The organism is Rhodobacteraceae bacterium M382, assembly GCA_025141015.1.
In the GTDB taxonomy this organism is placed as follows: Bacteria; Pseudomonadota; Alphaproteobacteria; order Rhodobacterales; family Rhodobacteraceae; genus Aliisedimentitalea; species Aliisedimentitalea scapharcae.
The window spans coordinates 728,039-741,167 of the sequence record CP081098.1 but is presented as its reverse complement, the minus strand read 5'-3'; the positions used below and the strand labels follow the sequence as shown (position 1 = coordinate 741,167).

General features: G+C 58.0%; 12 protein-coding genes. 6 read left to right on the top strand and 6 right to left on the bottom strand.

Translation table 11 applies throughout. From position 1 onward, the window contains the following. Positions 1-67: 67 nt before the first annotated feature. The 3 genes from K3727_03275 to K3727_03265 all read left to right on the top strand — a co-directional run bounded on the left by K3727_03275 (position 68) and on the right by K3727_03265 (position 3,144). Positions 68-1,414, top strand: coding sequence for an NAD(P)/FAD-dependent oxidoreductase (locus K3727_03275; protein UWQ91841.1), 1,347 nt, complete (start codon positions 68-70; stop codon positions 1,412-1,414). Positions 1,415-1,503: 89 nt separating this feature from the next. Next, the gene (locus K3727_03270) at positions 1,504-2,508 is read left to right on the top strand and encodes a GlxA family transcriptional regulator (protein ID UWQ91840.1); all 1,005 of its coding nucleotides are present in this window, start codon (positions 1,504-1,506) and stop codon (positions 2,506-2,508) included. A 102-nt stretch (positions 2,509-2,610) separates the two neighbouring features. Next, positions 2,611-3,144 carry a hypothetical protein gene (locus K3727_03265; protein ID UWQ93256.1) on the top strand — a complete coding sequence of 178 codons (534 nt, stop codon included), beginning with the start codon at positions 2,611-2,613 and terminating at the stop codon, positions 3,142-3,144. A 9-nt stretch (positions 3,145-3,153) separates the two neighbouring features. Here the strand turns inward: K3727_03265 and K3727_03260 are convergent, their stop codons facing one another. Next, the gene (locus K3727_03260) at positions 3,154-4,134 is read right to left on the bottom strand and encodes a sterol desaturase family protein (GenBank protein UWQ91839.1); all 981 of its coding nucleotides are present in this window, start codon (positions 4,132-4,134) and stop codon (positions 3,154-3,156) included. A 98-nt stretch (positions 4,135-4,232) separates the two neighbouring features. Here K3727_03260 and K3727_03255 point away from each other — a divergent pair, with 98 nt between their 5' ends. Then, the gene (locus K3727_03255) at positions 4,233-5,156 is read left to right on the top strand and encodes a LysR family transcriptional regulator (protein UWQ91838.1); all 924 of its coding nucleotides are present in this window, start codon (positions 4,233-4,235) and stop codon (positions 5,154-5,156) included. Positions 5,157-5,219: 63 nt separating this feature from the next. On the opposite strand, the gene K3727_03250 is transcribed toward K3727_03255, so the two are convergent. From K3727_03250 to hpaR, 5 genes are all read right to left on the bottom strand, one after another. Then, positions 5,220-5,798 (bottom strand): sarcosine oxidase, gamma subunit, encoded by a 579-nt coding sequence (locus tag K3727_03250; protein UWQ91837.1) that lies wholly within the window; start codon positions 5,796-5,798, stop codon positions 5,220-5,222. Beyond that, entirely contained in the window at positions 5,791-8,748 is a 2,958-nt protein-coding gene (locus K3727_03245; GenBank protein UWQ91836.1) for a sarcosine oxidase subunit alpha family protein, read from the bottom strand. Before K3727_03245 ends, K3727_03250 begins: the two co-directional genes overlap by 8 nt. Continuing rightward, a complete protein-coding gene (locus K3727_03240) occupies positions 8,745-9,032 on the bottom strand; it encodes a sarcosine oxidase subunit delta (protein UWQ91835.1) in 288 nt (95 codons plus the stop codon). Before K3727_03240 ends, K3727_03245 begins: the two co-directional genes overlap by 4 nt. Positions 9,033-9,046: 14 nt before the next feature. Continuing rightward, entirely contained in the window at positions 9,047-10,297 is a 1,251-nt protein-coding gene (locus K3727_03235; GenBank protein ID UWQ91834.1) for a sarcosine oxidase subunit beta family protein, read from the bottom strand. A gap of 312 nt (positions 10,298-10,609) precedes the next feature. Further along, positions 10,610-11,053: a homoprotocatechuate degradation operon regulator HpaR gene (hpaR, locus tag K3727_03230; protein UWQ93255.1), complete on the bottom strand. Its 444-nt coding sequence runs from the start codon at positions 11,051-11,053 to the stop codon at positions 10,610-10,612. A gap of 117 nt (positions 11,054-11,170) precedes the next feature. Here hpaR and K3727_03225 point away from each other — a divergent pair, with 117 nt between their 5' ends. Next, a complete protein-coding gene (locus K3727_03225; GenBank protein ID UWQ91833.1) occupies positions 11,171-11,566 on the top strand; it encodes a 5-carboxymethyl-2-hydroxymuconate Delta-isomerase in 396 nt (131 codons plus the stop codon). Further along, the gene (gene hpaE / locus K3727_03220) at positions 11,563-13,074 is read left to right on the top strand and encodes a 5-carboxymethyl-2-hydroxymuconate semialdehyde dehydrogenase (protein ID UWQ91832.1); all 1,512 of its coding nucleotides are present in this window, start codon (positions 11,563-11,565) and stop codon (positions 13,072-13,074) included. Before K3727_03225 ends, hpaE begins: the two co-directional genes overlap by 4 nt. The last annotated feature ends 55 nt before the right edge of the window (positions 13,075-13,129 follow it).

Here is a 13,129-nt window from a genome sequence, read left to right as displayed (position 1 = left end):
GGACTGATTTGGATCAGACCAAAGGAACCAAACTAAAATATTGGTCCATACCAATAGGGAGAAGACAATGTCCAAACTACGTGTTGCCATCATCGGTGCTGGCCCATCTGGCCTGGCACAGCTGCGTGCGTTCCAATCTGCAGCCCAAAATGGCGAAGAGATTCCAGAGATTGTCTGCTTTGAAAAGCAAGATGATTGGGGCGGCCTGTGGAACTACACTTGGCGCACCGGCCTGGATGAAAACGGTGAACCTGTCCACTGTTCGATGTATCGCTATCTGTGGTCCAACGGCCCCAAGGAAGGGTTGGAATTCGCCGATTATTCATTCGAAGAACATTTCGGCAAGCAGATCGCGTCCTACCCGCCTCGCGCCGTATTGATGGATTACATCGAAGGTCGTGTAAAAAAGGCCAATGTTCGCGATTGGATCCGGTTCAACAGTGCCATTCGCTGGGTTGAATACAACGAAGACGCCGGCAATTTCACCATTACCGTGCATGATCACGCCACGGACAGCACGTACAAAGAAGACTTCGACCACGTAATCTGTGCATCGGGCCACTTTTCGACCCCGAATGTGCCATTCTACGAAGGGTTTGACACCTTTAACGGTCGCGTTCTGCACGCCCATGATTTCCGCGACGCACGCGAATTTGCGGGCAAGGACATCCTGGTCATGGGGTCGTCCTATTCAGCCGAAGACATCGGATCACAGTGCTGGAAATACGGCGCGAAATCGATCACCAGCTGCTACCGCTCGGCCCCTATGGGGTTCAAATGGCCAGACAACTGGGAAGAAAAGCCCGCCCTGATCAAGGTCGACGGAAACACCGCCTTTTTCACCGACGGCACCGAAAAGCAGATCGACTCGATTATTCTGTGCACCGGATACAAGCACTACTTTAACTTCCTGCCCGATGATCTGCGCCTGAAAACCGCCAACCGTCTGGCGGCTGCAGACCTGTATAAAGGCGTGGTCTATGCCCATAACCCCAAGATGTTCTATCTGGGCATGCAGGATCAGTGGTTCACGTTTAACATGTTCGACGCGCAGGCCTGGTGGGTTCGTGACGCAATCATGGGCAAGCTGGACGTTCCAGCCAGCAAAGACGCCCTGCTGGCAGACGTCAAAGAACGCGAAGAGCGCGAAGAAGCATCCGATGATGTGAAATACGCGATCAAATATCAGGCCGAATACGTCAAGGAACTGGTCGCGGAAACCGACTATCCCAGCTTTGACATCGACGGCGCCTGCCAGGCGTTCTTTGAATGGAAGGGCCACAAGGCCGAAGACATCATGGCCTTCCGCAACAACAGCTACACATCGGTCATTACCGGCACCCTTGCCCCTGTGCACCATACACCATGGAAAGACGCGCTGGACGACTCGCTGGAATCCTATCTCCAGAATTGACCGATGTGGTGCGCACTGTCCCTGCGGTGCGCACCACCTTATGTTTCTAGCCGTTGTGCTACCGGGACAAGGCGCGATACACTGCGCGCATGAAACACCATGACACCATGACACTGGGCTTTCTCCTCTTTCCGGGCTTTCCCATGGCCTGCCTGACGTCGGCGATCGAACCGCTGCGGGCCGCGAATGAAATCGCGGGCAAGGATGTCTTTCGCTGGAAATTGGTGTCCGAAGATGGGCGCGGAGTGAACGCTTCGGCCAATGTTATCTTTCAACCGGACTGTTCCCTGGAAGAGGTCGAAGACCTGAATGTCCTGTTCCTGATGTCCAGCCCGCAGGGCAAATTCAGCGACCCCAAGGCGTCCAACGGCAAGCTGCGTCACCTGGCCCGCCACGGGGTGATCATGGGGTCTGCTTCGGGCGGGTTGTTTCCTTTGGCCCGCTCCGGGCTGATCGAAGGACACACCTGTTCCGTCCATTGGTGTTACAAGGCCGCGTTTCAGGCGGAATTCCCGTCACTGGAAACTGTGGACGACGTGATCGTTCTGGACCGGCGCCGGTTCACTGCTAGCGGCGCGGCTGCGATGTTCGATCTGTCGCTGAAGTTGATCGAACAGACGATGGGCGACGCGGTGATGACCGAAGTCGCCTGTTGGTTTCAGCACCCGCTGGTTCGGGCCGAAGGGGTTCGCCAAAAGATCCCCGCGTTCAAGACCGACAGCACCGCCGACAGCCTGCCGCCCCCGGTGGCCAAGGCAGTCGAAATCTTCGCCGACAATCTGGAGCACCCGGTGTCTATCCGCGATATCGCCAGTGAAATCGGGGTCTCTCCGCGCCAACTGGAACGCAGCTTCAAATCCGCCACCGGGCAAAGCCCGGCACTGTATTACCGGACCCTTCGCATGAACGCAGCGCGCCAATTGGTCATGTATTCCCGCGACTCGATCACGTCGATTGCGAATGCAGTGGGCTATGCCACGTCGTCGACCCTTTCCCAGCATTACCGCGACAGCTTCGGCGTCACCCCGCAAGAGGAACGCCGGAACGTGAACCTGTTCCGGGTGCAGGACAACCGGCCGATCCCGTCAGTCTGAGCTGACGCAAACCCGGCGGATCCGCCGCATATCGGCTGGGAGGCTCTGGCTCCCAAAGATACATTCATCTCATTGATGTATTCGTTTAAAGTGGAGCCGAATGTGCTGACCGCAATTGCTACCTATTTGATCCGCAGCAGCGAACGCCGGATCGGTGTTTCTCTAGACTACGTTCACCAGATTGCGCAAACTAAGTTCTCCCTGCTCATGCGCTATAACCGCATTTTCGGATTTCTCGATCCGAACCGGAACGTGCCACCTGACGCCTATCACACAGCCCGACTTTGCGGGGCCCTAGCCGCAGATTGTGGGACATGTGTCGAGGCCGAGATCAATCTTGCGGTGGCAGCCGACGTGCCGCATTCAACAATCGACGCGGTGCTTGGTTCAGATGAGGCCGCTTTGTCCGACAACCTGTGCGCAGTTCTGCGTCTGGCCACCGCCATCACCGCCGAGCGTCAGGACGACCCGGACGCCCGCGCGGCGGTGGTCCGGGCATATGGCGAAGCTGGCCTGATCGAGCTGTCTTTTGCCATGAACGGAGCCGCGATGCTCCCTGGGATCAAACGCGCCATGGGCCATGCTACGCAGTGCGACCTGTCTCTTATGCGCAAACTCGCAAGGCCCAAAGCATAGAACTGGGCATCACCCGTTCCCAATCCGTTTGCGACGGATCTTGATCTTCTCGTCATCCTCGACAGTACCGTCATGGAAAGACCCAAACGCCTTGTCCCAGGGCGCTTCGAGAGACCCATAGTTACACTCGAAATACCGGTGGTGCATCTGATGGTGGAATGTCCCCAGCCGTAGTCGGTTCTGATCCTTGATCAGCAGCCCTTCGAAGCCAGTATGCGTGGTAGCCGCGGTCAGCGAATTGAACTGCAAATGGAACAGAATGTGCACCGGGCTGGACGGCACAATGAAATGGATCAGGGACGAGCCCAGAAAGATCAAATGTTCGACCGGATGCATGGACATGCCCGACCAGGGGCCAACATTGATATTGCGGTGATGCAGGGCGTGCACGTGTTTGTACAGAAACGGCACATGCAACAGCCGGTGAATCCAGTAGAACCAAAAGCTCTCCCAGATCGGGATCAGCCAGAACAGCGCGATAAACCAGATCGGGTTGTCAGCCCACAACAGAACCGGCGCATACCCATTCCCCATGGCCCAGAACAACAACACCTCATACGCAGTCCAGAAAAACACACCGCTCCCCAGCGTCCAGAACATATTGTCCCGGATCTGCCCGCCCAGCGTGAATTGGCGGCCATTCTTCATCAACGGGCGCGGGTCATATTTCAGCCGCTTGCCCTGTGCCGTGAATGTGTAAAAGAACAGATGCAACGCACCAGCGACGCTGGCCATCAGCACCATATTTCGCAGGTACATCGGCAGGATCCACTCCCACGACAGCGTCGCGGTTTGTTCCAGGGGCGGTTGGAACCAGGTCCAACAGACAAACGCAATCCCGACAATGATCAGCTTTTCCGAGATCAGAAACCAGCCGCCCAGCCACCATTTAATCGCCGCAATGGGGCGCGGTGGCCATTGCATCAAGGGCGAAGTCTGGATCGGCACATCGGGCAGATGGTTCCACCCTTTCAATTCTGCATTGCTCATTGCGATGTCCTTTTGGTGTTTCCCAAAAGGTGACCCAACAGCTATCATTTGAAAAACGGAAAATGATGATGAACTTTATCTGATTTTCAGAGGTATGGATGCAGATCACACTTAAGGCCATGCGCTATTTCGCGACTGCGCTGACACATGGCAATATTTCCCGCGCGGCTGAGACCCTGCATGTGGCCCCCTCGGCCGTGGCCGCAGCACTGGACCAGATCGAAGCACATTTTCAGCTGCAACTGGTGACCCGGCACCGGGCCCGTGGGATTGAACCCACCCGCGCGGGCCGTGAAATGCTGCATAAATTCACCCATCTTCTGGAAGAATATGACGCTGTTCTGGCCGAAGGTCGGGATTTGAAACAGGGGCTCGGCGGGACTTTGCGGTTGGGGTATTATGCGCCTGTTGCGCCCGCGTTTCTGCCCAGCATTCTGTCGGGATTGGTACCACCCGCCGGCGACGTGTCGCTGATCCTGACAGAATGCGACAATGACGCCGCCCAATCCGGCCTGATCGAAGGGCGGTTCGATGCGATCCTGTTTGTGCCGGATGGCACCCACCCCCACATCGAATTTGAACCGCTGCTGCATCCACCCGCGTATGCGTTGCTGCCTGCGGGTCATCCATTATGTGCCCAAACCACAGTCAGCCTGTCTGATCTGTCTGCCCTGGCAATGGTGGCATTAAATCGTCCGATGGTCACCGACTATTACCGCCATCTGTTTGCCACCCTGGGGCGCCAACCCAAAACCGTCATTCAGGCCAACACAACAGAAATGGTGCGCTCGCTGGTTGGGGCCGGGATGGGGTATGCGGTCCTGCACATGCGCCCGGCCACCCATGTCAGCTATGCAGGGGATACATTGGACGCCCGCCCGATCAGCGACGCGGGCACGCCATTGACGGTAGCCGTCGGGTACAACAAGTCAAACCCCCGCCGCGTGGTCAGCGGTTTTGTCGATCGATGCCGGGCATGGGCCACGTCGGGCGCAGCCGAAGCCTTTACAGTGCAATCATGACGCTGAAACGAAAAACCCCGCCGGAATGATCTGGCGGGGTTTCAACATGGTGTGCCTGGATTATCAGATCACCGATTTCGCCATAGCCACCAACGCGTGATGTAGTGACCCGGCAGATGATCGCGGCCCAATGACGGCAAATGTCTTGCCTGCGTCGAGACACAGAACAAACACGCCCAGATGCTCCATCGACGCGCGGGTCGCTGCGCCGGTTTCTGCGTCCCGTAGATTGGCGTTGCACAAACGTTCGAACACTTCGACCGCTCGGCTTCCATCCACGTCGAACCGGCACCAGCCATCGGTCTGTTCAACCACCGAAGCGGCATCGCCGGTTACACCTTTGATCATGCCAGCCAGATTTTCATGGCTGTCATGGGGAGCATCGACCATCCACAGATCCGGCCCCATCCACCAGGCCATATAATCGCCTGCCATGCTCCAGCGTGCTGCCTCGGGCAACGCCATGCCCAACAGACCCTGCGCGGCAGAGGCTGCTGCAGCCTCCTGCCCCTGACGCCCGGCCAGTGAAGCCAGCGCCCGATCGACACGTTCGGTGATGATCAACCCGGGAAAGGCGTCAACCTTCGGCTCAGCGCCCCCCAGCGGCGTGATTGGTTTCAATGTATGCCCTGAATTACCCACGAAGACGCTCCCCTTCCGGATCCACAAAATGCGCGCTGACGACTTCGACCTGGATGTCCTTGCCTTCCAGCGGGTTTACCGCGCGAATGACTTCACCCTTGCGCTCTCCACCGTTTTTCAGGAACCCGATGCCGATCGATGACCCCAGGATCGGAGAATGCGCTGCCGAAGTGATATAGCCTTGGTCGGTCTTTGCGTTGACCTCGCCTGTGGCGTTCATCAGATGCGCCCCCGCCAATACCTTGTCGGTGCTGTTGACCGGTTTGAAGCCCACCAACATCAACGCGCCTTCTTGATTCATACCTTCGCGTTCGCTCAGGGTATTGCCGATACAGTCTTTTTTCTTGCTGACCATACGACCCATACCAAGGTTCAGCGCCGATGTGGTGCCATTCAGCTCGTTTCCTGCTGCGTGGCCCTTTTCGATCCGCATGACACCCAACGCTTCGGTTCCGTATGGAACCGCGTCGAATTCCTCGCCCGCTTCCATCAGCTTCTCCATCATGGCGTTGCCATAACGGGTCGGAACCGCGATCTCATAGGCCAATTCACCCGAGAAGGAGATCCGGAACAGGCGCGCCCGCAGACCGCCACAGACCGTGACCTCGCCACAGGCCATAAAGGGGAACCCTTCGTTGGACAGATCGTGGTCCTGGTCCACCACCTTTTGCAGCAACTTGCGCGCATTGGGGCCGGCCACGGCAAACTGGGCCCAGGCCTCGGTCGTGGAAATCAATTGAACATCCATGTCCGGGTACAGACACTGGCGCGCGAATTCCATGTTGCGATAGACCACAACCGCATTGGCCGTTGTCGTGGTCACCACAAAATGATCCTCGGCGAACCGTGCGGCGGTGCCATCGTCATAGGCAATGCCGTCTTCGCGCAGCATCAGACCATACCGGACCTTGCCCACGGCCAGTTTGCCGAACGCATTGGCGTAGATCTTGTTCAGGAATTCAGCAGCGTCTTTGCCTTGTACGTCGATCTTGCCCAACGTGGTTACGTCGCAGATGCCGACCGATTTCCGGGTTTGCATAACTTCGCGGTCTACCGACTGGCGCCAATGGGTTTCACCGGGTTTGGTGAACCACTGGGCGCGCAACCACATGCCGACCTCGACGAATGTCGCACCATTCTCGAGCGCCCATTTGTGGCTGGGTGTCTTACGGGTCGGACGGAAATCCGCACCGACCGCGCGACCAGCCAAGGCACCGAACGACACTGGTGTATAGGGTGGGCGGAAAATGGTGGTGCCAACCTCGGGGATCTGTTTCCCTGCCAGTTCGGCCATGATCGCCAGACCACCCATGTTCGATGTCTTGCCCTGGTCGGTCGCCATCCCCAGCGTGGTGTACCGCTTGAGGTGTTCGACCGATTTGAAGTTCTCCTGATGCGCCAGTTTGACGTCCTTGACAGTGACGTCGTTCTGCTGATCCAACCAGGCCCGGCCTTTGCCTTCCTTGACGAACCAGAAGGGCGTCACATTGATCGGGGCGTCTTCTGCCTGGGGCAGATCGGCAGCGGTGGCCGCAATCCCCAGATCCGACAGCGCAGTGACAGCGCCATCGGCACCAGTTTTCAACGCGGATGCGGTGGAGAAATCACCATTGGCCGCGCCAACGACGCTCATACCTGTGGGGATGTCGCCTGCCGGAATAAAGGCCGCGATGTCTTCACGCCACGCCGGTTTGCCGCGCTGGTGGCAGGTCAGATGCACGTTGGGATTCCAACCGCCCGACACCGCCAACACATCACAACGCACATCTCGGGTCGTGCCATTGGCCAGACGAACCGTGGCCCATTCCAGCCCCAGACGCCCTTTGGTATCGATCACTTGTGCCCCGGCCAAAACTTCGGCCCCGGAAATCGACGGCGCATCGGCGCGGGTATCGATCACGGCCGTGATCTTGACCCCTTTGGCCATCAGGTCGACCGCGGTGCGGTGGCCGTCGTCATTATTGGTAAAGACAGCCGCGTATTCCCCAGGCGCAGCCGCCCAGCGATTGGCATAAGCACGCACAGCACCGGCCAGCATGATGCCAGGACGGTCGTTGTTTTCGAACGCAATCGGGCGTTCGGTGGCACCGGCGCTCAGGATCGCGCGTTTGCTATAGATTCGCCACAGGATCTGACGGGCTTTGCCGGTTTCTGGTGCGATCACGTGGTCGGATACTTTTTCCAGCGCACTATAGACCCCATGATCATACGCCCCCACAATCGTGGTCCGCGGCATGATCCGAACATTGTCCAATCCGGCCAGCTCGGCCTGCGCGCTGGCGACCCATTCGGCCCCGGACATGTCGCCCAGACCCTGGGTTTCAGCATTCAGACGCCCCCCTAGGATAAAATCTTCCTCGGCCAGAATCACCTGCGCGCCTGTCCGACCAGCAGTCAATGCCGCAGCCAGACCGGATGGGCCTGCACCGATGATCAAGAGATCGCAATGCAGGAATCCCTTGTCATAGCTATCCGGGTCGTCTTCGCGACTGACCGACCCCAGGCCGGCGGCCTTGCGGATAATCGGCTCGTACACGCGCTCCCAAAAAGCGGCGGGCCACATGAAGGTCTTGTAATAAAACCCTGCGGTCAGAAAATTCGAGAACCGGTCGTTGATCGACATGAAGTCGCGTTCCAGAGACGGCCAGCGGTTCTGCGAATTGGCTTCCATCCCGTCATACAGCTCGGCCACGGTGGCACGGGTGTTCGGCTCCTGCCGTCCGCCATTGCGCAACTCAACCAAAGCGTTGGGTTCTTCGGACCCCGAAGTCAGCGGGCCACGCGGACGGTGATATTTGAACGACCGCCCCATCAGGCGCACGTTGTTGGCCAACAGGGCCGACGACAATGTGTCGCCCTCGAAGCCCTGGAATTTCTTGCCATCAAAGGTGAAATTCATCACCTTGCTGCGGTCGATCAGACCACCAGACAAACGATTGGATTGGGTCATTTGCTCCGCCCCCGTGCGCGGGCCACATCACGGGCCAATTCGACTTTGGAAATCTCGTGGGTCAGCGTATTGCGCGTCACCACCAGCCAGGACCGGTCGCCCTGTTCATGGAACCACAATTCGCGGTGGATGCCCGCCGGGTTGTCACGCAGATAGACATAGTCATGGAACTGGTCCGCCGCGTCATCGGCCTGCCAATCGGGCCGGTCGATCAGGCTGGCGTCGCCCAGATAGGTGAATTCCTGTGCATCGCGGGGGCCCAGGATCGGATGGTTGATGATCATCTGTTATCCCTCCTTCAGTGCAGGTTCGGATTAGGGCCAACGCCCTTTTCGTCAATCATGCGGCCCGAACGGAACCGGTCGAGTCGGTAAGCCGTTGCCACTTCGTGCGGGGTGTCGGTCGCCAAAAGATGCGCATAGCACCAACCTGACGCCGGGGTCGCCTTGAACCCGCCATAACACCACCCACCGTTGAAATAGAGCCCGTCGATATGGGTCTTGTCGATAAAGGGAGACCCATCCATCGACATGTCCATGACGCCGCCCCACGAGCGTAGCAACCGCACCCGGCCCAGCGCCGGGATCAGCGCCATGCCGCCTTCGACGACATCTTCGACCACCGGCAGGTTGCCGCGTTGAGCATAAGAATTGTACATGTCCAGGTCACCGCCGAACACCAAACCGCCTTTGTCTGACTGGCTACAATAAAAATGACCTGCGCCAAAGGTGATGACCCCGTCGATCAACGGCTTCAGACCCTCTGAAACAAAGGCCTGCAAAACGTGGGTTTCGATTGGCAGGCGCATTCCTGCCTGCGCCATCACCCGGCTGGAAGATCCCGCGACACAAGAGGCCACTTTCTTGGCGCCAATGAACCCTTTGGAGGTTTCCACGCCGAGACATTTGCCGTTCTCGATCTTGAAGCCCGTAACTTCGCAGTTCTGAATGATATCGACGCCACGCATGTCGGCGCCACGGGCATAACCCCAGGCCACCGCATCGTGGCGCACCGTGCCACCGCGACGGTGCAGCAGACCGCCCTTGATCGGGAACCGTGCATTGTCGAAATTCAGGAACGGATACATCGACCTTACACCGTTGGCGTCCAGCAGCTCGGCGTCCGATCCGTTCAGAATCATCGCATTTCCGCGCCGCCGCGCCGCGTCCCGTTGTGCATCCGTATGCACCAGGTTCAAAATACCGCGCTGGCTGACCATGGCGTTATAGTTGAAGTCCTGCTCCAACCCTTCCCATAGCTTCAGCGACAGCTCGTAAAAAGGCTCGTTGCCATCCAGCAAATAGTTCGAGCGGATAATCGTGGTGTTCCGACCGACGTTGCCGCCGCCGATATACCCCTTTTCGATCACCGCGACATTGGTGATGCCATGGACCTTTGATAGGTAATAGGCCGTAGCCAACCCGTGGCCACCGCCACCAATGATGATCACATCATAGCTTTTTTTGGGTTCCGGATCGCGCCAGGCCGGGCGCCATCCCTTGTGGCCCGTCAGGGCCTCCTTGATCACTTTCAGACCGGAATACCGCATGGTGTCCTCTCTCAATTCTCCACCAGAGTTGGAGAGAACCGGGAGAAATCACAGGGCGATTTCGGTCACGGACTGCCCTGTTTGCGACTATTTCACAGTATGTTGCGAACAGTCACGACCAGGGGAACCAAGCCTCTGCAATCGGGATCGTCGTTGATTTCGTCACAAAAACAGTTAGATAACGCAATTTCACCCTCCAATATCAGGTGTTTTCAAGCGTTATCTGGAACACACAACGTTCTACGCCGTTCGCGTCATCAACCTATCGACCTGCGCCAGGAACCGCATCCGAAACATCGCCAATCATCTACTTTACACGTCCGAGTCGCCGATTTGGTCCAACTCGTTCAACAGATCCAACAACGCCTCATATCGGTCCTGCCCCATACGGTGACGGACGTTGTCCATCAGCGCGACGCTGGCCTCCAGATTTGTCGCAATCAGTGCCGATCCGGCTTCTGAAATCCGAACCACCTGTTTGCGGCGATCCACGGTGTCGCGCTCGCGGCTGATCAACTGCTTTTCTTCCAGCTTCTGAAGGATACGGGTCAGGCTAGGCAACAACAAACACGCCAGTTCGGCAATGCGCGTCGGCTCCATCGGCCCGTCTTCCTCCAAAACCCGCAGGACCCGCCACTGTTGTTCGGTCACATCGGATTCGCTCAACATCGCGCGTATGGGTCCCATCACCTGCTCGCGCGCGCGCAGCAAAGCGATCGGCAAAGATCGGGACGTTGAAGGCAGTCGTGTGTTCATACGCAATTATCACCCCCCTCGCTCGCAAAGGCAATCGGCAGCGGTATTTTTTCCGAGTTTGACAAGTTGATTTCAAACTGCTACACATGTTAACGATATATCAAGCCGGAGATTCTCATGCCCCACCTCAGCATCGACTATTCCGCCAACATGGAGGACCGGATCGACATGCCCGCGCTCTGCGATACCCTGCGCAACGCAATGATCGAAACCGGTGTATTTCCGCTGGCCGGCATCCGGGTGCGCGCCTTTCGGGCTGATCACGTGTCGATCGCCGACGGCAACTCGGATCACGGCTACATCGATATTTCAGTAAGGCTGCGTGCCGGGCGCGATCTAGAGACCCGCAAACGCGCCAGCGCCCAGATCTTTGCCGCGGCGAAAACCTTTCTGACGCCGACCATGCAAACCCATTCCATCGCGCTGTCCTTTGAGATGCGCGACATCGACGCCGAGCTGTCCCCCAAGACCGGCTCCATCCGCGACCATCTCAAGAAAGGCACCTCTCAATGACTGCCCTGCCCGCCAATATCGACAAACTCTCCGCTTATCTGGAACGGTTCCGCACCGATGGAATCCTGAACCTGATTAATGGCACCAGCCAACCAGCCCTTTCCGGGGCATCCTTCGAAAACGCCTCGCCCGTAGATGAAAGCCTGATCTGCCAGGTCGCACGCGGCAACAACGATGACATCGATGCCGCAGCCAGGGCTGCGCGCGATGCCTTTCCTGTCTGGCGTGATATGCCTGCGCTCGAGCGCAAGAAGATCCTGCACCGGATTGCAGACCTGATTGTGGAACGCGCTGAAGAAATCGCTATGTGCGAATGTTGGGACACGGGACAAGCCCTGCGCTTCATGTCCAAAGCTGCGCTGCGCGGTGCCGAAAATTTCCGCTTCTTTGCCGACAAGGTCACCGCCGCGCGGGATGGCCAGCAACTGCAGTCACCTACCCTGATGAATGTGACCACCCGCGTGCCGATCGGCCCCGTGGGGGTGATCACCCCGTGGAATACGCCCTTCATGTTGTCGACGTGGAAGATTGCCCCGGCACTGGCAGCCGGCTGCACCGTCGTGCACAAACCCGCAGAATTCAGCCCCCTGACCGCGCGCATACTGGCCGAAATCGCCCATGAAGCCGGCCTGCCGGCAGGCGTCTGGAACCTTGTGAACGGATTTGGCGAAGAAGCCGGAAAACGACTGACGGAACATCCGGACATCAAGGCCATTGCCTTTGTCGGGGAATCCAGCACCGGATCAATGATCATGAAACAGGGTGCCGACACTCTGAAACGCGTACATTTCGAACTCGGCGGCAAGAATCCGGTGGTGGTGTTTGATGATGCCGACCTGGACCGCGCATTGGATGCGGCGATCTTCATGATCTATTCGCTGAACGGCGAACGCTGCACCTCTTCGTCACGCCTGTTGGTACAGGACAGCATCGCAGATACATTCGAAGCCAAGTTGATCGAACGGGTCAACAACATCCGCGTCGGCCACCCGCTGGATCCGCAAACCGAAGTCGGCCCGCTGATCCACAAGGTGCATTTCGACAAGGTGACCTCCTATTTCGATATTGCCCGCGAAAACGGTGCCACCGTCGCCGCCGGGGGCGAACGGGTTGGCGATCAGGGGTGGTTCGTCCGCCCCACCCTGTTCACCAACGCCACCAACGACATGACCATCGCCCAGGAAGAAATCTTTGGCCCGGTCCTGACCGCCATCCGCTTTTCTGACGAAGACCACGCCTTGCAAATGGCCAATGACACTCAATATGGCCTCACTGCCTATGTCTGGACCAATGACCTGTCCCGCGCCCTGCGGGTCACCGATCGCCTCGAGGCCGGGATGATCTGGGTAAACAGTGAAAACGTGCGCCACCTGCCCACCCCGTTTGGCGGCGTCAAAGCCAGCGGCATCGGACGCGATGGCGGAGATTGGTCGTTCGATTTTTACATGGAACAGAAACACATCGGCTTTGCCCTGGGGCAACACACCATCCCACGTCTGGGGGCCTGATCGCCCCGATCCCTTTCATCTGGCCGTAAATATCCCGGGGAGTGTGAGGGGCTGG